Annotated in this window: 19 protein-coding genes and 4 pseudogenes; 6 read left to right on the top strand and 17 right to left on the bottom strand. The window is 35.5% G+C overall.

What is annotated here, in order from left to right; all coding sequences use genetic code 11:
- Nucleotides 1–254: 254 nt before the first annotated feature.
- A pseudogene (locus PH4a_RS18495) lies at nucleotides 255–644 on the bottom strand (Hsp20 family protein).
- A gap of 614 nt (nucleotides 645–1258) precedes the next feature.
- On the opposite strand from PH4a_RS18495, the gene PH4a_RS13925 reads away from it, so the two are divergent.
- Both PH4a_RS13925 and hiuH read left to right on the top strand, forming a co-directional pair.
- Nucleotides 1259–2257, top strand: coding sequence for an acetyltransferase (locus tag PH4a_RS13925; RefSeq protein ID WP_129040550.1), 999 nt, complete (start codon nucleotides 1259–1261; stop codon nucleotides 2255–2257).
- Nucleotides 2258–2806: 549 nt separating this feature from the next.
- Complete coding sequence (gene hiuH, locus PH4a_RS13920) at nucleotides 2807–3220, top strand: hydroxyisourate hydrolase (protein ID WP_129040548.1); 414 nt, start codon at nucleotides 2807–2809, stop codon at nucleotides 3218–3220.
- 687 nt (nucleotides 3221–3907) lie between these two features.
- Here hiuH and PH4a_RS13915 read toward each other — a convergent pair.
- Entirely contained in the window at nucleotides 3908–4243 is a 336-nt protein-coding gene (locus PH4a_RS13915; RefSeq protein ID WP_129040546.1) for a c-type lysozyme inhibitor, read from the bottom strand.
- Between the two features lie 1361 nt (nucleotides 4244–5604).
- Here PH4a_RS13915 and PH4a_RS13910 point away from each other — a divergent pair.
- A complete protein-coding gene (locus PH4a_RS13910) occupies nucleotides 5605–6087 on the top strand; it encodes a glutathione peroxidase (RefSeq protein ID WP_129040544.1) in 483 nt (160 codons plus the stop codon).
- A gap of 122 nt (nucleotides 6088–6209) precedes the next feature.
- On the opposite strand, the gene PH4a_RS13905 is transcribed toward PH4a_RS13910, so the two are convergent.
- From PH4a_RS13905 to PH4a_RS13855, 10 genes and pseudogenes are all read right to left on the bottom strand, one after another.
- A complete protein-coding gene (locus tag PH4a_RS13905; protein ID WP_129040542.1) occupies nucleotides 6210–6668 on the bottom strand; it encodes an Hsp20 family protein in 459 nt (152 codons plus the stop codon).
- 183 nt (nucleotides 6669–6851) lie between these two features.
- Entirely contained in the window at nucleotides 6852–7016 is a 165-nt protein-coding gene (gene ymcF, locus PH4a_RS18320) for a cold shock small protein YmcF (RefSeq protein ID WP_129040515.1), read from the bottom strand.
- Nucleotides 7000–7212 (bottom strand): transcription antiterminator/RNA stability regulator CspE, encoded by a 213-nt coding sequence (gene cspE / locus PH4a_RS13895; RefSeq protein WP_129040513.1) that lies wholly within the window; start codon nucleotides 7210–7212, stop codon nucleotides 7000–7002. Before cspE ends, ymcF begins: the two co-directional genes overlap by 17 nt.
- 608 nt (nucleotides 7213–7820) lie before the next feature.
- Nucleotides 7821–8507 carry an outer membrane protein gene (locus tag PH4a_RS13890; RefSeq protein WP_129040540.1) on the bottom strand — a complete coding sequence of 229 codons (687 nt, stop codon included), beginning with the start codon at nucleotides 8505–8507 and terminating at the stop codon, nucleotides 7821–7823.
- An 889-nt stretch (nucleotides 8508–9396) separates the two neighbouring features.
- Nucleotides 9397–10362: a 23S rRNA (adenine(1618)-N(6))-methyltransferase RlmF gene (gene rlmF / locus PH4a_RS13885; protein WP_167470143.1), complete on the bottom strand. Its 966-nt coding sequence runs from the start codon at nucleotides 10360–10362 to the stop codon at nucleotides 9397–9399.
- Between the two features lie 297 nt (nucleotides 10363–10659).
- A complete protein-coding gene (locus PH4a_RS13880; RefSeq protein ID WP_129040536.1) occupies nucleotides 10660–11328 on the bottom strand; it encodes a ComEC/Rec2 family competence protein in 669 nt (222 codons plus the stop codon).
- A gap of 758 nt (nucleotides 11329–12086) precedes the next feature.
- Nucleotides 12087–12410 (bottom strand): annotated as a pseudogene (locus PH4a_RS18450) (phage tail tip fiber protein); the annotation flags it as partial.
- A gap of 2 nt (nucleotides 12411–12412) precedes the next feature.
- Nucleotides 12413–12691: pseudogene (locus PH4a_RS13865) on the bottom strand (P27 family phage terminase small subunit); the annotation flags it as partial.
- A 117-nt stretch (nucleotides 12692–12808) separates the two neighbouring features.
- A complete protein-coding gene (locus PH4a_RS13860) occupies nucleotides 12809–13147 on the bottom strand; it encodes an HNH endonuclease (protein ID WP_129040534.1) in 339 nt (112 codons plus the stop codon).
- Nucleotides 13148–13227: 80 nt separating this feature from the next.
- Nucleotides 13228–13413, bottom strand: coding sequence for a hypothetical protein (locus tag PH4a_RS13855; RefSeq protein WP_129040532.1), 186 nt, complete (start codon nucleotides 13411–13413; stop codon nucleotides 13228–13230).
- A gap of 275 nt (nucleotides 13414–13688) precedes the next feature.
- On the opposite strand from PH4a_RS13855, the gene PH4a_RS13850 reads away from it, so the two are divergent.
- Entirely contained in the window at nucleotides 13689–13943 is a 255-nt protein-coding gene (locus tag PH4a_RS13850) for a hypothetical protein (RefSeq protein ID WP_129040530.1), read from the top strand.
- Nucleotides 13940–14842, top strand: coding sequence for an LPO_1073/Vpar_1526 family protein (locus PH4a_RS13845; protein ID WP_129040528.1), 903 nt, complete (start codon nucleotides 13940–13942; stop codon nucleotides 14840–14842). The genes PH4a_RS13850 and PH4a_RS13845 overlap by 4 nt, the downstream gene beginning before the upstream one ends.
- Here PH4a_RS13845 and PH4a_RS13840 read toward each other — a convergent pair.
- The 5 genes and pseudogenes from PH4a_RS13840 to PH4a_RS13825 form a co-directional block, all read right to left on the bottom strand.
- A pseudogene (locus PH4a_RS13840) lies at nucleotides 14839–15299 on the bottom strand (lysis protein). The gene PH4a_RS13845 and the pseudogene PH4a_RS13840 overlap by 4 nt on opposite strands.
- A gap of 2 nt (nucleotides 15300–15301) precedes the next feature.
- Complete coding sequence (locus tag PH4a_RS18145; protein WP_164971547.1) at nucleotides 15302–15460, bottom strand: hypothetical protein; 159 nt, start codon at nucleotides 15458–15460, stop codon at nucleotides 15302–15304.
- A complete protein-coding gene (locus PH4a_RS13835; RefSeq protein WP_129040526.1) occupies nucleotides 15442–15912 on the bottom strand; it encodes a lysozyme in 471 nt (156 codons plus the stop codon). Before PH4a_RS13835 ends, PH4a_RS18145 begins: the two co-directional genes overlap by 19 nt.
- A complete protein-coding gene (locus PH4a_RS13830) occupies nucleotides 15912–16181 on the bottom strand; it encodes a phage holin family protein (RefSeq protein WP_046334538.1) in 270 nt (89 codons plus the stop codon). The genes PH4a_RS13835 and PH4a_RS13830 overlap by 1 nt, the downstream gene beginning before the upstream one ends.
- Before the next feature lie 65 nt (nucleotides 16182–16246).
- Nucleotides 16247–16669, bottom strand: a complete 423-nt coding sequence (locus PH4a_RS13825) for a hypothetical protein (protein ID WP_129040524.1) — start codon at nucleotides 16667–16669, stop codon at nucleotides 16247–16249.
- A gap of 344 nt (nucleotides 16670–17013) precedes the next feature.
- Between PH4a_RS13825 and PH4a_RS13820 the strand changes: the two genes are divergently transcribed.
- Nucleotides 17014–19677 carry a TrlF family AAA-like ATPase gene (locus PH4a_RS13820; RefSeq protein WP_129040521.1) on the top strand — a complete coding sequence of 888 codons (2664 nt, stop codon included), beginning with the start codon at nucleotides 17014–17016 and terminating at the stop codon, nucleotides 19675–19677.
- Nucleotides 19678–19846: the final 169 nt, after the last annotated feature.

Raw genomic sequence — 19846 nt, 5'->3', positions numbered from 1 at the left:
TTAAAAGATCTTTTACAAATCACGCATACAATGTGCACGTAACAACACCGTCAATTAATGTGTTCTTCCATTTTTACTTTTACTTTATATGCTGACATAACTCCTAGCACATCAATATTTTTTCATTATGTATTAGATGATTTTCTTATCCTCACAATTCACAATGTAGAAGACCTTACAAAAACAATTAAGGCTAAATCTAATGTGTAGCCTTAATCTCATTCATACTATCTAACTAAATTATTTTTATTTTATTATTTGTCATTTTCTTCTTCAGACAGTTCATATTCAATAGCAATGGTTAGAAGTCCGCTTGATAGATCCAGTTTTTCTATTTTAACATTTTGCCGAAATAAAATTGCAACGTAAATTGCCCTTGGAATATTCCTCGGTGGAGCCATTTATCATTATCTTCTTCTAATTTTTCTTTTTTCCTTGTAATGAAACAATTAAGTCATTTTCTTGATATCTAGGCACACTCATCATCGGTTCATAATGATTATCATCAGTCTGTTTCCGGTTATAAGTCTGAATTGGTGATAAAATAGATTTACTCCCTGTTAATGGACTAAACAAATGATCTGAACAATATGATTTGAAAGTAAGTTGTCAGATAATGTTGAGAATAATGAAAAGGGTTTAATAGATGGGAAGCCTAATAATCGCTCTTAATTAATTCTAATAATTTGATGTATAACGCGGGCAAATTTCACTTACATTACAGCCACATACCCTATTTGTTTAGCATTAGGTTTTGCATTAAGATATACAACAAAAAACTTCTGGAGCATTGGGTTATTTATAAATACTCAAGTAAAATAGAGAGCAATAGCTCTATATCATTTATTTTCAATACTCCTAAACCTTATATATCTAGCTTAATATTTGATAAAATTATAGTGATAAAAAATTAAAATTTTTATCTTATTATATTAATTTTCAAATACTGTTCTCATTGTTAACTTACCCAACTAAGATCTCATCAATCAAGGCACTAACGGTAATAATGTCTCTCAACATCGGTGTAGCCCTGTCTGCGTTCAGAATTAAAATACCCCATGAGACTATCAATAAGACGAAATAAGAGTAATAGTAGCTGCGTTTGATTTATCGTTATCCTTAATATACCGTAAGAGTTAATATCAATTATTGAAGAAGTTCGTTTAATAAGGATTTTACCATACTCTTTTTATAAAGATTTATTTTAAATTAGAGGATCAATACGATACAATAAGTTAATTTTATATAGGGCATAGGTATGAAAAAAGAAATTAAAGCACCTTCAAGTGTAAAAAACAATGACCAACCATACTGGCCCTCTTTGAAGCTTATATTAAGTTCTCTTATTGTTTTTAATTTTTACTTAAATTTAGTCGATAAAAATAAGTTTTCGCTCCTTATTAATATTTTCGACCTAACCTTAATACCTATGTTTGTATTCATAGTTGCATTTTCAACCAAGAATATAACATGGGAAACATTAAGATATAACTTACTTCCCTCTATCATAATTTATTTTACGTTTCAAACAGTTGATATGATCCCTCTTTATTATTCAGGTGAGTTTAATTTAAAATATTATTTTTTCTCGCCTCAAAGTGGTGTATGGTTTTTTTTAGCAATTCCCATATGGCAAGCTTTCTTTTTAGTATTATCAAAAAATATAAAATCTAACAACATCATTTTATTTTTACTATTAATTATATCTTTGATTTCTGCTTATTTAACAAAAAAACATTTACTCATCTTTTCAAGTTTTTTTTCTATTATTTTATATTTTCCTTTTTTTATAATAGCTTATTTTATTAATGATGAAAAAATTTCATTACTTAGAAAAAAATCTATTTCTATAATTTTATGCATGACTATCTTAGCTATCACTTTACATTTTTATCAAAATAATATTAATGATTTTGTTATTAATATTACCAAAATCAACTTAAAGTTCTCTTTATTCATTACTTACACTCTAAATTTTATAGTAAGTATTATTTTAGGCTCTAGCATTATTTACTTTTCTTTATCAACTAATAAATATGCAAAAATATCAAACAATGCTATAGGAATTTATTTAATCCACCCTATTATTTGCTTTGTTTTTTTACAAGTTTTAGCTTATTTCTGTATAGAGTTAAATTTATTACTAATAATAATATTAACATTATTTACAATTAGCATTTCCCTATTGTTAACATTAAATTCAACTATTCACTGGTTTATTGAACCCGTTTTAAGAACTAATAAATTAAAGCAATAAAATATATAAATAAAATAACTAACCTTTTATTTATTTTTATAATCATTTTAGAAATAACAATAAAAAATAGTAGCGAATAAATGCGTGTTAATTCTTTATCAAAGAAACTATTTTAGTACAATCCTATGGATTAGGTTTATATTAGCCAAAATACTAACTATATGATGCGACTCTCCGTTTTTAAAACCCTCAGTTTTATTACTAAAAACCCTAGTGTTTGTGAAATATCTCTGAAAAAATATCTATATTATTTAGCAATATAGTTCTATGCTATTATATGCTATCTATTTATTAAAATATGAAAATGGCTAAAAATACTATGGATATATAATTTCATAAAGAAATAAAGAAATAAAGAAATAAAGAAATACTTCAATATCTCACTCCCTCATATTATTATTTAATAAATAATCTAAATACGTCAATTACTATAACCCATACTACTTTTTACTAAATCATCTAGATTACAAAATTGTAATATGATTGTAAGGTCACTTAATAGCTATTTAAGATAATATAGTCCCACTTAAATCACAAAAGGACATTTATATGAAAAAGAATATTCTATTTTTATTACTGTCGTCTTTAATGATGTCTCCCACTCTTTCAATGGCAGCCAGTAACTTACTCAGTGTTCATATACTTAATCAACAAACAGGAAAACCAACCCCTAATGTTGAAGTTACATTAGAAAAAAAACAGTCAAATAATTGGGTATTACTGAACTCAGAAAAAACTGACAATGATGGTAGAATTAAAGCTATCTGGCCAGATAACTCAGTTCCTCCTTCTGCTGGTGACTATAGAGTAGTGTTTAAAACTGGAGATTATTTTAAAACACAAGGAAAAGAAAGCTTTTTCCCTGAAATTCCCGTTGAATTCCATATAGATAATGTTAATGAACACTACCATATTCCATTGCTTTTAAGCCAATATGGTTACTCTACTTATCGCGGTAGTTAATTTTTAAATTAATATATTTAAATCCAACGCCAATGATAACAATTGGCGTTTATTATTATTTTATTCTACAGCGGTTTATTTATTACTTTTCCTCTCAGTGTCTTAATTTAATTATAGCGTATTTTTTTCATAAGTGAACTTTAATAAATAATTGACATTTTACAGCAAGAAAATAAGTAATTTCTTTATGAATATTTTGTGCAATATTTGAAATAGAACAGCGTCAATACTTGATGAAACCAACCTGATTATATAATCAATCAGTATTTAGTGCTCAGTGGTATCCTGATTTTCTTTTTTCCCGCTTTTTTCACTGCTTTCATCCTCGTATTCTCGCGTTATAGATTAATGACTCAGGCATTTTTACTTAAACTGAAATAAAAATTAGTAGAAACACTGATAACTTTTTCATTTTAAAAATCTTTATTTTATTAAACATCTTAGAAAAATATGAAATTAATATTAACACAAAAGAAAGACACTACTTAATTGCTATGTATTATGCTTTAGTTAATAGAATATGAGTTATCACTCCAGCTCGTTACCCTTATTGCTCTACTTGTGACAATAGTATACAAATTTATATTTCTTGTTAAACATCCATAATTACTTCTCTTATACGAAAAAGGCCACCAAAGTGACCTTTATAAGAACGCCAATTGATTTTCAATAATAGCTCACGAGCTATTAACCTTCTTTACAATTACTTAATACAGGGGTGTCATTATCTCCAACTAAATCGGCTTTATCGCCTTTAGTATAAAGCTTATATGTATAGTTTTTATTCATCGCCTCATAATTTGCGCCAGAAGCCATTTTCATAATTTTCATTGGGATCATTTCGTCCATTTGATTAATGATTGCATAACTATCCTTTGCTGTATTTATATAAATAACTTCCATTATTTGATTATTTTCACATGCATAAGATACTTTCGTTATCTCATCGCTATTATCCGCCATAACAAAACCAGAGGATAAAAGACTAACAGCAAAAGTAATACTTTTTAATAATAGATTCATATAATCTCCTACATACTATTTGATACAAATTCTAATACATCACTAATCAATCTATAATAATTAACTCAACCATATATTGCCTTCCATAAGATTTATCTAATTGTAAAAAATTATCACTAATAAATTGAGTAATAAGGAAATTATTTTTAAGCGATCCCTTAATTTCTGTTATAAACACCAATTACACCTAAATATGTTGTTAGCATAATTAAAGAACATTCATTATTAATAAATTTATTGTTATAGATAAAACCTTAGGAAAATATTCTTCAGATGATATATTGAAAATAATCACAAGGCTACACATTGATATTACGTATTAGCTTGTTGTAGGTGATCATGAATAAACTGCTTTGCTTTCTCTCGCAAATAAGACCTCTTTATTGTGTATTTTTACGTCAATAGTGTTCTATCGCCACCAATAGTGAGTCATAAGTATCATTAATTTTTTACGAGTCGATTTGATATTATTTTTACTTGCGGGAGAAAGTCTATTGCTGATAAATAGTATAGGCTAAACTGTAATTTATTAATCTCTTTTGATACTACCGGATTATTTTAATTAAAGCTCTCGATTCACAGCGCTTGTGTAAATGGTATAAGTCGATGTTGGTTCTGTCGTCAACATAGGCCAAAAAGCGACTAAAGTAACCCTATTTAATTTAGGGTTGAACTGTTAATGAGAATGATTATTATTAATGTCGTATCAAATTTAACAGATCTGATACAAATTAGTACGACATAATTTACATTACGTCTTGCGTTTATTTTATATGCCAATATGGCTCCTAACGTGTCGGCATTTTTTTATTGTGTTAGGTGATCTTTTCATACTAGTAATTTAGCTATATCCATTTAAAATTGACCAAACATAATTATGGCTCAAGACTAAATCCAATTTGACGATCCGCTCTGTTACAAAGTGAATGTTACTAAGCCACACAGCATAATAAGAGAGGGAATAAATCCATCTTATAACAGTTAATTATAATTTTTCTCTAATTAATTTGATGAAAAATCCAGAAGTACAAATAAAAGCCTAACACTTACCCTAGTGACTTTTTATATGTATCATTGTTAAGCCACATTTGCTCTTCGTTGATGCCAGCCTGCTGATGATAAAATGTTTAGTTTTTGTACTAAACTCACTCAGCTAACATCATGGTATTTTAATCAACGGGAGGCAGGTTAAAAGCCACCTGTTTGTTGTTTTTTCGTTTAAGTTTACAAGCTAAGCCCCACACAATTTCAGATCTGCCATGCAATCAGAAAAAGGAACGACTTCCCACGCCTTATGATCCGATAGTAACGTACTGCGTGACAATGTCGATGTCGACGGGTTCTGATTTAAGGATTTTGATATGACAACCTTTCATCAACTTACAGCTACAACTCTTGACGGCCAACTTGTCTCTATGGCCGACTACGCTGGTAAGGTGGTTCTAGTAGTTAATACAGCCAGTCATTGTGGCTTTACACCACAATACAGTAGCCTTGAAGCACTCTACAAAAAATACGCCTCTCAGGGTTTTGTGGTGCTTGGTTTCCCATGCAACCAGTTCGGTAAACAAGAACCTGGCGACGCCGACGAAATAGCACGAATTTGTCACATTAACTACGGTGTGAGTTTCCCAATGTTCGAAAAAGTAGAAGTCAACGGAACCACCGCACACCCAGTGTTTCGTTATTTGAAAAATGAGCTGCCTGGCCTGCTGGGTGGACGGATCAAGTGGAATTTCACTAAGTTTCTGATCGGGCGCAACGGTGAACCGCTCAAGCGCTTTGCGCCGCCCACTGCCCCAGAAAAAATGGAAGCAGCAATCGTTGCAGCACTTGAAATTTAAGTACTCTGTCATTAGAACCCTGCCAATCCAAGTCTGGGTTAATATAATTTAGGATCCCTGACAAAAAAATTAAGGCCACACATTATGCGTAGCCTTAATCTTATTCATGTTATCTAACTCAATTATCTTTTATCTTTATTTTCTATCGCTATTGTTTGCCGTTTTTCTTCTTCCGGTAATTCATACTCAATAGCAATAGTCAGAAGTCCACTTGATAAATCGGCTTTTTCTATTTTAACATTTTTACCGAGGTCAAATTGCAATGTAAATTGTCCTTGAGATATGCCTCGGTGGATCCATTTATCATTGTCTTCTTCTGATTTTTCTTCTTTTTTCCCTTCAATCAATAAACGGCTTCCTTTTAATGAAACTGTTAAGTCATTTTCTTGATATCCAGGCACACTTACTGTCAGTTCATAATGATTATCATCAATCTGTTTCAGGTTATAGGTCTGTATAGGTGATGCTATTGGCTTACTGCCTGTTAACTGGCTAAACAAGCGATCTATCTGATCAAAACGATTTGAAACTAAGTTGTCAGATAATGTTGGGAATAATGAAAAAGGTTTAATGTTAGGCATATAACTCCTCCTTCAGTATTTATTAAATTATGGGCGGTATCTTATTTACCCAAAATATAAATATGAACGAGCAAGTATTTTTCAAGCCCTAAAATCTAAATTTTTTATCTTTAACCAATATGAGATTATAGATAACAAAAAACCCCGCCAAAGCGAGGTTTTATATATTCAACTATTTAATGCTTAACTTATTTGAGCTGACATCACACTTTTGCAAAATATACATCTTGCGCCGTGTGGATTGTTCACGGAGACATCAAATTGTGATGTTCTATATTGTGAACCGCTACAACAAGGGCATTTAAAATAGAGGCGAATAGTAATAGCGCCTTTAGAGAGCCACCACATTGCCAGCAGAAGGACCTTTCATACCATTTTCCATGGTGAATGAAACTTGTTGGCCTTCAGCTAATGTTTTGAAGCTATCACTTTGGATTGCAGAGAAATGTACGAATACATCTTTGCTACCATCAGCTGGAGTAATAAAACCAAAACCTTTACCTTCATCGAACCATTTTACTGTACCAGTCATTGTATTAGACATAGAATTTCCTTTAATTTATTTAATTTGCCATAAGGCATATGCGGTTTGTTTTGTATTTTTACTTATGGGAATTAATTAGAAGGAATTCGCAATGAAGTGGTATCGAGGATAACGCTAAACGGGAACAACTTTAAACTTACTAACATAAATAGGCCTGTACTTCCAAACCAGTGACGCTATTAAGCCATAGAAAAATTCAGATAGCAAACTTTATTTTGCAGATAGTCTTTTACTATGTTGAAATTAAAAGAGCATAAAATGAAAAAAGATAACCTAATCAATCTTCAAAATGAGTTATTCAAAATAATCAAACATGCGGAATTCAACTTAAGAAATTAGGTGTGTATCAAGGCTAAATTAAGATGGCCTCCTTTTTAACAAAGTTGAAATATCCTTATATATGTAACATCAAAAATGACATTTAAAATAATTTTCTCGTCTATATGCAACAGAACATTTTTGGTCTGATGATTGACTGATAAAAATAGAAGTTGATCGTTAAATAAAATGATTAAAGTTCAATATCGCTCTGACTGCTACAATCAAAAATAGCTAACAAAAGTTAGCTATTTTTATGACATGACCAATGAGATAACACTATAAAAAAATTAAAATAAATATCTAACACCCAATACGAGTTCTTGTGATTTAAGGTGTGCTTTCATTTGCTCGTCTTGTAAACCTCGAGCATTAGAAAACTGATTCATTCCACTCTCAATTTTACCTAAATCTACATAACGATAGCCTAAGTCAAAATTAAGTTTATCGATAGGCTCGTAACTTACACCAGCACCAAGAGAATATACCAAGTTTGTATCTGTATTACTTGCATATTGGCGTGAAGTATTCCCTTGCCATCCCGATGATTTTACTTTTGCTATACCAATACCAATCGTTCCATAAATAGAAATCCTCTGGTAAATTTCATAGTCACGATAAGCATTTAACATTAATCGTTGAGACTCTGTTTTATGATGATTAAAACTAGTAGGAAAAGTCGTTGAACCGCTAGTGTATTCTGCTTTTTTATTAAAAGTATATTCAGCTTCAGTGCGCCAGCCATTACCGAATTGATAACCAGCAGCTATAGAACCATTATAAAAATCATCTTTCTCATCACCGGATACAAATTGACCAATGCCTGGTCTGCTACTTGTATCCATACTATCTGCTTTCTGCCATACTTTAGAGAGCCTTGCTGCACCATAGTAACCTTCATTACTGGTTGATGCTAAAGCACTTCCTGTCGTGCAACCAAAAACCAATCCTACAACCAACAGTTGTAATTTACTCATGTTATAGTTCCTTTGTGTTAGTATTTTCGAGCGAAATTATCGCAAGATATAAATATAAGTAAATACTAGTTATTTGAATGATACATTCAGTATATTTGACTTAAGTCGATTATTGATTAAGTAGAAGTATAGTTTTTTAGATAAGATTGACTTGCTATAAATGATATTAATAAATAATTGCTTGACTGATCCAACAGATGGTCATAAATAAATTTGAACATGTCTTATATCGTTATTATTAAATGATATATAAAGAAAATTACTTTTATACATTGAGGCTTACTATCCGAGGTTTCTCAAATAATTAATCAGAGACTTAACTTTCTAAAACTCAATAAATACTCCATATTTACGACATTTTCTTAGTCGTGATCAATTTAGAGGTAGAGATTTAAATAAGTGAGATAGTGAAATAAAATCAATGATGAAACGATAGAAAAAAGAAAACGCAGCTAAATTAGCGAAGTTAATATAGACATAAAGCGTTACACAGAATTGACCTTTATCACACTAACTCTGCCCGTCATTTAAAACAAGGGGGAGGAAAGGAGGCTCATGGGATGTATACTCAAACAAGCTGCTCCTTGCGTCATTCCAAGCCTGAATGATTTCCTCCGAACAATGCATCTTCCTTAATGTGTTTATAATGTGATCATATACCCTTATTCATTCAAACCGCAGGTTGCGCTCAGCCTACAGCTTGAATTACGTTGGGTATATATACCGGATTAAAATATCAACTAAGTAAGGTAACTATTGTATTTTGAATAAATAACTTTTTTAAGATTTTTAGTATTCGAAGACATATTGAGAATAACGCAACATGCAGAAATTGAGAGGGAAATGCTAAGTTTTATCGGTGCCGGTTAAATAACTGGCACCAGGGAAATTAACGCCAGCGTTCTGTCGCCCAGGCGACCTGCTGTTGTGCGTCGTGGAAAGTCCAGGCCACGAAGCGACTGATTTTTTGCCCCTGCGCCATTTCAATGGTACGGACTTCGGCCGCACCCACCAGCTTCAACGCGTGATAAATCGAAGGCAAGGTAGTGTTTTTAGAAATCAACGAGGTGAACCACAGGCAGTTTTGCGCCAGGTTAACGCTCTCCTCTACCATTTTACGCACAAAGGCTTCTTCACCGCCTTCACACCATAGCTCTTTATTTTTACCGCCAAAGTTCTGTACCGGCGTGTCGGCTACCTCGCCTTTACCCAGCTTGTGTAGTTTGCGGCGGGTGCTGGCTTGCGCTTCCTGTTCAGAGCTGTGGAACGGTGGATTACACAGTGTGGCATCAAATTTCTCCGCCACGCCGATGATGCCGTTCAAAATAAATTCGGGTTGTTTTTGTAAACGCAGGCGCACGCCGTTTCTCAGTGTCGGATTCATCTCCACGATCATTTTGGCCGAATTGAGCGATATCGGATTAATCTCCGAACCGGTAAAACGCCAGCCGTATTCACGCAGGCCAATAATCGGATAAATACAGTTGGCGCCAACACCCACATCAAGGATCGCCACGCCTTTACCGCGTGGGAACTCACCGCCGTTGCTGGTCGCCAGTAGGTCGGCCAGATGGTGTAAATAGTCGGCACGCCCAGGGATCGGTGGGCACAGATAATCGGCGGGAATGTCCCAGTGTTCGATGCCATAAAAATGTTGCAACAACGCACGGTTGAGCATTTTAACCGCCGCAGGATCGGCAAAATCTACCGAGATGTCGCCCCAGGCGTTCGGCTTGACGAACGGCTCCAGTGCAGGGCAACTGGCGATCAGCGCCGGGAAATCATAGCGTGAACGATGACGGTTACGCGGGTGCAAGCCGCTTTTCTGCTGCAGGAAGGTTTTCTTTTTTTCCACCGTGAAGGGCTCTCTTAAAGGTATTTCTGACGCGTACGATACCATATACCCTATAGCTTTCAAGTTGCAGCTAACAGCTCGAGATGAAACCGTATTAAGCCTGCATTCAGAGTTTATGCCGGAATGCCCTGCTCTTTATATCCAACGTAATTCAAGATGCAGGAAGGCGGCAAGGGAAGATAGACAGGGAACATACACCAGTATGTGACCCGGTTGGCTGAGTGCGGCCAACGAGCCTGCCCACATGTAAAATTCAAATGGCTGTTTTGAGCGAGGAGCGGACACTCTGTTAATGCCTTATATAATAACTGTAGCAGCATTTACTATTTTCCCAGAGTGGGCACTCTCGGTTAAAACCCCATTTTTAATTACATCGTTAGTATAATACACTGCCGAACCTGATTTTTTTAACATATCTATTACTCCAGTGTTAGGATGAGTATCTTTAGCTTTGCCAAATTTTCCATTGTTATGAGAGATAATAGCCACGCTTGGTGAAATTTTAGATAAAATGCTTTTGCTTAAGTTTTTTATACTTCCATGATGAGGGACTTTTAAAATATCTGATTTTAAACAACAATTTTTTTTGATTAAGCGATTAAAAACAGAGCGATCTGCATCACCAGTCATTAAATATACCAACCCTGAAATTTTTTCATGATATTTAAATACCACACTGATTTTATTTGCATCAAACTCGAGAAATCTCTTAATTGCTTTTTCTATTGTGACATTACCATTGCGTGTTAATTGTTTTATCATGCTAACTGCTATTGTTACGAAAATTCTTCCAGAATATCCTTCAGGATAGGTTATATTGTTAAACGGAGTGTCCTGATTGATAATGTCATTCACACTTGTTCCATTTTGTTCTAAAAATAATTCAACCTCTTGCAGTGAAAATTCAAAGTTGTTTTTTTTGCTAAAAATATCATTCGGATCCAACGGTGGATTCAATACTTCCATATGTCTACACCCTCCAAATGTAGAACCTTCATACAATAACTCAACACGCTGGAATGCTGTTGGTATTTTAACAAACTGACCTCTCAATAATTTTTTCAATATTTTATATATTTATGGAAAGTAAGCAGGGATATAAAGTGTATCTACAATAAAGTTATTGTTATTGAACTTCCCGCATATATGGTCATCGTGGGAATGTGTTATAAGAAGGTCTATTACTGGCGAATTAATAGGACATGTGAAACTTGACGGTCCCAAGTCAATATAAAGTGGCTTTCCTGAATTAAAAACGCAACAGTCACTTTCAAGCTTTATAGCATCACCTTGTCCGCAATTAAATACAGTTAACATATTTCCTCTTATTTGAAAAGTCTAGCGTGAGATGTTTGAAAAAATCATAGACTGCATATAGTTAATTATCATACGTCAATTTCAGCTTCTGGCACAAAACCGACTACCAACGAATATATCCTTTTTTAGCGATCTCTCGTACTCAATAACTAAACTAACCATCTAAACTCTTCCTATCACCCACCATATTCCCTCACATCAATATAAAAATACTGCTTTCCTAGTGAGGTTGTTGACATCTGCCCGGCTACAATCATGGAATGAGGAATAATACGATTACCTCGCCCACAAAGAGTTACCCTAATTGTTTTTCCTCCCATTGAATCCATCATACCAATATGCCCAATTGTTGTGATTAATACCGCACAAGGGAAACCGACATCCACACCATTCCAATTATTTCCTGTGGTTGCCTTGCTAAATAACGCATTATTGAAAAAAGCTTGTCCATTTTGAATAACAAAAGGCATCACCACTTTACCGTTTAATGACGATATCACCGCAAAGTTTTGGGCATTGACCAAAAATTGACTATTTCCTTGTGCATTAAACCCTAAGTCAATGCCCGTAATGACTTTATTCCCTTTGCTATCTTGTTGAACTTTCATTGTCCATGATGCCGAAATTTTGCCATTTATGTCTGTGACCACTTTCGAAGTTTGTTCGGTTTTGGCTGAACTTGAACCCACTTGGCTTTCTAGGCGAGTGACTTGTTGGGCGGTCGAGGTAACTATGTCCGACCTTCAATGGCAATGGTGTCTCGTAATTGAAGAATATCGGCGTAGATATCACATAGCCGTTCTAATACCAGTGTATCAGCCACGGTTAAAACGCCCATTTCATCGAATAGTAAGGTTAATTTTGCCCACGCCATTTTCCCCCAATCCGTTAAATGTTCGGGTGGGCTTGGAATTTCACGTTTAGGTTGAGGTTCTTTATCGTTGAGTTTTCGTTTTCCCGGATTACCGGTGACCACCTTCAAGTGGGTCGGTTTCGGGCGTCTTCCTGCCATCGGAACCTCCCAGAAAAAAACTTTTCATTTCGCGGTTGTGCACACAAATGAGGGCGCTAGGTAATCAGGGCGAAAGTGTTTGAACTTTTACCCCGCTCCCCCTTGTATTTCATGGTGTTATTGATGCCAATGAGAATTGGGATCGAGTGGAATGCCATCCGCATTACAGCCAATGACTTTGCCACTCTTTTCGATACGTTGTTTGGTTGAGTTATGATGCAGTTCGCATAAGCTTTGGAAGTTATTTTTATCCCAGAACAAGGCTTGGGCTTTTGCGATACGCTCTTTATTGCCTGATTCAAGTGCTTCTTTAAGGCGATGTGGAGTAATGTGGTCAACTACTGTGGCAGCAGTAATACGCCCTTGCTCTTTGCACATGACACAGAGCGGATGTTCATTGAGAAACGCTAATCGCACCTTTGCCCAGCGACCACCATAGACATTGCGCTTTTTCATGGTTTATTCCATTACAAATTTTCCCCAATAAAAAAGCCACCAGCGGTTAACTGATGGCTACTCATAATTTCAATATGTTATTAGTTAACCGTTATTTTGCTTTTAGTTGCAATATCTTCAACTACATTCGTTAGCGCAACTATCCCAGCTTGATAGTCAGAATTAATAATATCTCTGATTTTCTTTTCAGATATATTAACCCTATCCCTGTATTCGGGAATCGCATCAACCAAGCGATTTAGTTCATCTATTTTATCATCACTCATTTAATTACCCGTCGTTGTTGTTCAGTTTCCATATTACATTCTTGTCTAAGCTGCACGCCTTAATTACCGACATCAACTCAATGTTGTATTCAGTGATATCACACTACTCTTTAGAGGATGTTCCTGATTTATCATGTTCGGTGAGAAACTATTTTAGTATTTCACCCAATCTGGTTTAGTCATCGTGTTTATCTCATATAGTTAAATGTTTATTATTGAAAATTCTAATATATTTAATATAGTGATTTACTACACTTATACAATCAGAGGTTTTAATGCGGGTTTTTATTGCTTGTATTGCTTTTATTGGGGTAATTATTTTTGGGTATATTGTTTGGTCTACTCCTAAATTGATCTTTATAGCAGGATTGATTGGTAGCATCGTAGCTTTTCTTACTGCTGTAGCAAATATAAACTCATCAAAAACTTCAGATAAAAACACTATAAATCAATCCATAGGTAAAAACTCTTCAGGCATACAGGTTGGTGGAAATCTGACTATAGGTACTGATAAAAAGGATAAAGAATGAGTATTATCGACAAATCAGGGCAACATGTAGGTGATAATTCATCTGCAATTCAAGTCGCAGGTAATGCTACTATTGGAAACTCAACTTCTGAAGTAATAGAAATATGTAAACTCGTTGTTATGGACAAGTTTTCTACATTACGTGAAGATGCAATGAACGTTGCTATGCAAAGAGCACAGGAGTTTGCTGTAAATATCACTGAACGGTTAACCTCTGAATTAGATGGTAGGATTGAAAAAAAATTAAAAGAACCTGATCTACAATTTGCTATTAGTGAAGCAACAACTATAGTCGCTAAAAAAGGGGATAAAACTAAATCTGAACTATTACAAGAGATTATTGTATCTAAGATACATAATGAAAATGAAGACATTGATTTGTTACTAGATCATGCACTGGAAATCACAAAACGACTAACTACTTCAGAAATAAAATTACTTGCTTTCATTTACTACCTTAGACGCATAACTGTATCCATGGGTAACATGCCTGTTCAAAACATAATTAATGATTACAAAAATAATATTATACATCCAACCGTGACACTAGAAGAGTGTTATTCTCTATCAAGACAAAGACTTCAAATAGACTATCCTTTATTAAAAAAAATCATCGTTGAACTGTCAAACATCACTCCAATTAATCTTAGCCACTTAGAAATTAAAGGATGTCTCTACAATGGTAAGAGCTACAAACAGAATATTCTAGATATTATTTCAACTTCCTCTGATCTAACAATTGACTCAGATGAGTTACTTTTTACAACGTTTCCTGATTTTAAAAAAATTATTAATGCATTTGGCATCAATTCATCATCTCAGTTGGATGAAATAATTCCAAATGAATTAGGAAATATTATTGCTAAAAACTTTATAAATGCACAAGGGGGGTTAAATTAATATAAACACTCTGCTTCAATATAGCTCTGCAACCCTTTAATCATCTGCTCTGACTCTGCAATTCGCTCTCTGAGTAACCAATAATTTCTGATAGCGGTGTCAGTAGGTCGGGCGGTGGTTGCAAAAGCCAAGCTGGTGGCGGGAGTGGTTTTGCTTTTTGGGCACTCGCTTTGATGTACACCCGCTCAGGATAACGCTCACTAATATCACGCAAGCGACTAATTTCATTCTTGGCATTCGCTAACTCCTGCGTATATTGAATATCCAGTTGGTTTAATCGCATTATGCGTGCTTGATAATCAGTATTAATAGATTTCTGTTCTTCGAGTGCAATCGTTAGTTCTTTGTTTGTTTCTACTAACAGATTAATTCTGTTAGCTTGCCAATTAATCACCCAATAGCCACCCACAATAATGCCTACCATCGCGATGACGGCATAGAGTTTCCCGTATTTCATGATTAGTACCGATAATGTGAGAGTGCAATCTGACAACGTTTTTCTAAACTAACTTGGTCTTTAGTACATGAGTTATCAATCAAGAGATAAATGCCACCAGCGACTGTAATGAGTAATGCAAGAATAAAGCTGATAATGATGATTAAAGGTTTCCATGACATAGTGCTGACTCCGCCTCTCGACGACTGACAAGCCCTCGCCAAACCTTTCCTCCTGCATAAACCCAACATTTCATTTCTTCACAGGCACCCGCTCTATCACCCGCATTTAATTTCTTGAGTAATGTTGAGCGAGCAAATGCGGTTGTACCCACATTAAAAACAAAGGAATATAAAGCGGCTTTGGTGTGGTCATCGAGTGGCACTTTGATTAATGCATCGACTTGCTGTTGTGTCTTAATAAAATCATTTTGTAATAACGCATCACATTCTTGTTGTGTGTATCTCTTACCTTGAATAATGTCTTTGCCTGTGTGTCCATAACAAACCGTCAAAACACCTGCCACATCACGATAAGGTTCATAACGCACACCTTCAAAATGGGCTATTACTACTAACGAGATCGCTGTAGCTCCTGCTGTTGTTATCGCCGCTATTTTCTGTTTGAGAGACATTAAATATCCTTTGGCGCTTTCACCATTAATTCAGCAAGCCTTTTTAACGTTTCGGTCGGGTTTTGCGGGTCAACATGACGAACAAGCTCTTCAAATAATTGAGTGCGTTTTCGTTGCTCTCGACGAGTCATAAAATAAGTAGCTAAACCTAAAACCATGCTAAACGCCATCCCGATAACAAATCCCCATTCATATAATGAGAGACTGGCAAAAAAGGCCGTTAAGCCTGCTGTTCCATAAGTTACATTGGTTAATTTTTCCATACGCATAGTCACCCCCAGAGGAGTGTCCGTTGATGATTAGTGTGAGAGAGTTAAAAGTGAAACGATAAAAATTAGGCGGGTATTGATACTTTAAGCGCCTTTAATAAACTTTCAGGCAACTGCTCTTCAAGTGACGCATTAGAAACAATCACAAGACCATACATAGATATCCATGTATTCGTTTGTTGTAAGTGTCCTTGAATAAATTGCTTCGCTTTCTCTAACAAATAAATACAGCTCTCTTCTGTGTTTTTACGCCAATAAGATTCAATTGCCACCAGCAATGGGTCACCGGCATCATTAATCTCTTGTGTACCGATTCGATATTGCTTTTTACCTGCGGGAGAAGTTGTGCAAATTAATTGTGTCAGTTGTTGAGTTTCACCATCAGCCGTATGGATATTCGCCGTTAAAATGACGGAGGTATTCTTTTCACTATCTGTTTCTGAAGCATAGTGAAGACTAAACTGTAATTCATTTATCTCTTTTGACATAACATTTACCGATTTATTTTAGTTAATAAGGTGCCGACTCACAGCTCTTGTGTGAACGGTATAAGTGGGTGTTGATTCTGTGGTCGGCGTAGATGGAAAGGCTATGGAAAGGATTTTTTTCTCATCGTTAATGACACAGTTACTTTACCTATCGCGTCATTATGAAAAAACCAACATCTTAGTACTGATTGTTTTAATGGCCGCATAACTTTGACCAACAACCTATTTATGCAATCGATGCATCACCAGATTAAACCTGCTTCACACTAAGGAGGAAATGCCATGGCAAAGAACATACATCCTCACTATGATAAAGAAATATTTCACTTAAGAAGGACACTCAATTGAAAGGTTCACAATGGAATAAATGGGATTTACATATCCACAGTCCGATGACATGGCTGGCCAACAATTATACTCCTGACGATATTGAGGGCTATGTGCGTACACTCGGAAAGCAGCAGTTATCCCTTATTGCGGTGACTAACTATTTTTACTTCAGACAGAATGAACTAGAAATTATCCGTGATCAGATATCCAAACAGGGTCTCAATATCACTGTTTTCGGGAATATTGAATTTAGGATTGACCAGCAAAACAAGAATAACGAATGGATAAATATTCATGTCTTATTTTCAGATAAACTGAGCACAGAACGTATTAATGAAACTTTATCACGTTTACCACTTAAATTGACGGATGGTGGCCAGAAAATTATTTACTGCTGCGAGCGAAGCGTGAAAGAAAGTGGTCATGGTGTAAACACCATTATGGTCGATTTCAACCAGCTTCTTAAGCATCTTAACGCCACTCTTCGGCCTTTTCAAGATTACCTTATTGCTATCTGCCCAAACGGTTATGGTGGCTATCGCCCAGATGCTACCGGACGTTCTCAAGCAGTTGCAACTGAAATAGATCGTCACGGACAGATTATTTTTGGCGGATTACGTGACCGAGATTATTTTCTGAAAACTGATCGTTATGAAGGAGCAAGTATTCGCCCCGTATTCCAGTGTTCAGATGCACACTGTATGGAACACATTGGACAGAGATTTACTTGGGTAAAAGCATTGCCAACATTTGAAGGTCTACGACAGGCAATGCTGGAACCTGAAGGACGCTTGGCACTAAATATGACATCTCCAGCTCTACAACTGCCGAAAGTTCACTTCAGTCGTCTTGATGTGGAGGGTTCTATTTTTAGTGGACAAAGTATTTGCTTCAGAAAACTATCCATCCCCCTTAATTCGGATATGGTAGCCATTATCGGTGGTCGCGGAACAGGGAAAAGCCTCCTGCTGGATGCAGTACGTTCACAGTTTGCTGGAGCAGCTAGTAGAGGTAGTGAAATACGTAATGTTAATGTGCAGCATCTAGCAGTAGAGCTTGATAAAGCTAATGGTGAAAAAATACTATTTCAAAGTCAAAGCGAGGGATACGAATATCTCCATGTCTCGCAGGGTGAAATAAAACTTCTCTGTCAACAACCTGGACTAATCAGTGATGAAATAAAAAAAATGTTACGTCTATCTACGGATGATATTCCAGAAGAAATAAGAGTAGCTCTAGCTGCTAATCTGGGCGAATATCGAGCATTTCGTGACTACCACAGCTTCCGTGATGAACAAAGACAACCCGTAAATACAGAGGCTTATCACCTTGGTATAATAAAATCTGCTCGGGATAAAATTAATACTCTGACCAGTGCTAAAAATAAGAGCCTAATCGAACAATTTCAGACCAATAGTACCCGTAGTACAGTTCTAAATAAGGCACTGGCAAACACAAGGCTCTTGTTTCGTGAATCTACAGATGCAGAAACCAATCTAAACACTCGGATTCAGGAAGTAAATGCTATCAGTACGAGCAAAATTCCCATACCCCAACTTGATTTGTCTTCACTTATATCCAACATTTCCGCTCATATCGCTTTATTGGAGACGCAAAATAGACAACTTGAGGAGGAAAATAAAAGCATTGTTCTTGCATTTCGAGAGCAAGGAATAGAACAGGACATTTCAGGAGTCCTAGATAAAATTCGCGGTTATCAAGAACAAATCCAACTGGCCACCCTACGCCAGGGAGAAATTCAAGAACGTATAGAGCAGGCTAAACTCGGAACTGAGCTGCGAGCTAAGTTATCTACAGATTTTGTACATCATCTTTTGAGCAAAAAAGAAAGGATCGATAGCACTTTTGCATCCCTAACCATTAAGGAGCACCTCACGCCTGAACAACAGGCTTTGATAGGGGAAATACTGACGGATATCCATATCTTTGGGCAGCCTCATTTTGATACCTTTACTTTTTATAGCGGAATACTTGAACGACTTAATAGAGGTAAATTCCGCGTTTCTGGTGATTTGTCTGCTGAGGAAAAACTCCGGGTAGTCTTTGGCGTTTCAAGCATTGAGGACTTTCAAGCCCTTATCTCAGGGCAGAAGATGATTACCTTGCCAGAGAAACCAGACGAAAAAATCACTATCGAGACATTTTTATGGAAAAGTGAGTATTTCAATTCACAAGGACCTTTTGCACTGCTTACATTTCTTTTCAGCCCAGAATACATTTCAAAATATCTATCTGTTAGAGCTGAATTTGAATATAAAGGGAAAACGGTCGAAAAATTATCTGCTGGGCAACGTGGAACATTTTACGTTTGTCTCAAGCTTGCGACTGATGCATTCGGTTCGCCCTTTGTATTCGATCAGCCTGAAGATGACCTAGATAATGATTTCATCATGCATAACCTTGTACCTCTTTTTCGTAAAATAAAGCAGTACCGACAAGTGATTATCGTAACTCATAATGCGAATCTGGTCGTGAACTGCGATGCAGAACAGGTAATTATCGCTAGTAACACTGATGAAGTGATCAGCTATCGTTCTGGAGCACTAGAATATGGCGACTATGGTGATGCAAACAGTATGCGAAAAGCAATATGTGATGTTCTCGAGGGCGGACGAGCTGCATTTGAGGCTCGTGAACAGAAATATGGGATGCTGTAACTGATTTCTCTCTGATGCCTGAGCGATAGTATTTTTAGCTTATTGCAGGACAACTCAGAATAAACCTGTTTCACTATTCCATTTTTTCTACTAACTGGAATGAAAATCAACACTAACAAAAACCATGAATAATTGCTTTGCAAGTGAAAAAATGATGAGGATGTACTAT

This window comes from Proteus hauseri (assembly GCF_004116975.1).
Taxonomy (GTDB): domain Bacteria; phylum Pseudomonadota; class Gammaproteobacteria; order Enterobacterales; family Enterobacteriaceae; genus Proteus; species Proteus hauseri.
The sequence above is the reverse complement of the archived record's forward strand: the minus strand, read 5'-3'. Positions and strand labels throughout refer to the sequence as shown.

Coding starts and splice junctions, on each gene's coding strand:
- PH4a_RS13925 (WP_129040550.1), top strand. CDS start 1,259: ATGAAAAAAGAAATTAAAGCACCTTCAAGTGTAAAAAACAATGACCAA.
- hiuH (WP_129040548.1), top strand. CDS start 2,807: ATGAAAAAGAATATTCTATTTTTATTACTGTCGTCTTTAATGATGTCT.
- PH4a_RS13915 (WP_129040546.1), bottom strand. CDS start 4,243: ATGAATCTATTATTAAAAAGTATTACTTTTGCTGTTAGTCTTTTATCC.
- PH4a_RS13910 (WP_129040544.1), top strand. CDS start 5,605: ATGACAACCTTTCATCAACTTACAGCTACAACTCTTGACGGCCAACTT.
- PH4a_RS13905 (WP_129040542.1), bottom strand. CDS start 6,668: ATGCCTAACATTAAACCTTTTTCATTATTCCCAACATTATCTGACAAC.
- ymcF (WP_129040515.1), bottom strand. CDS start 7,016: ATGTGGTGGCTCTCTAAAGGCGCTATTACTATTCGCCTCTATTTTAAA.
- cspE (WP_129040513.1), bottom strand. CDS start 7,212: ATGTCTAATACAATGACTGGTACAGTAAAATGGTTCGATGAAGGTAAA.
- PH4a_RS13890 (WP_129040540.1), bottom strand. CDS start 8,507: ATGAGTAAATTACAACTGTTGGTTGTAGGATTGGTTTTTGGTTGCACG.
- PH4a_RS13880 (WP_129040536.1), bottom strand. CDS start 11,328: ATGGAAGTATTGAATCCACCGTTGGATCCGAATGATATTTTTAGCAAA.
- PH4a_RS13860 (WP_129040534.1), bottom strand. CDS start 13,147: ATGAAAAAGCGCAATGTCTATGGTGGTCGCTGGGCAAAGGTGCGATTA.
- PH4a_RS13855 (WP_129040532.1), bottom strand. CDS start 13,413: ATGAGTGATGATAAAATAGATGAACTAAATCGCTTGGTTGATGCGATT.
- PH4a_RS13850 (WP_129040530.1), top strand. CDS start 13,689: ATGCGGGTTTTTATTGCTTGTATTGCTTTTATTGGGGTAATTATTTTT.
- PH4a_RS13845 (WP_129040528.1), top strand. CDS start 13,940: ATGAGTATTATCGACAAATCAGGGCAACATGTAGGTGATAATTCATCT.
- PH4a_RS18145 (WP_164971547.1), bottom strand. CDS start 15,460: ATGTCATGGAAACCTTTAATCATCATTATCAGCTTTATTCTTGCATTA.
- PH4a_RS13835 (WP_129040526.1), bottom strand. CDS start 15,912: ATGTCTCTCAAACAGAAAATAGCGGCGATAACAACAGCAGGAGCTACA.
- PH4a_RS13830 (WP_046334538.1), bottom strand. CDS start 16,181: ATGCGTATGGAAAAATTAACCAATGTAACTTATGGAACAGCAGGCTTA.
- PH4a_RS13825 (WP_129040524.1), bottom strand. CDS start 16,669: ATGTCAAAAGAGATAAATGAATTACAGTTTAGTCTTCACTATGCTTCA.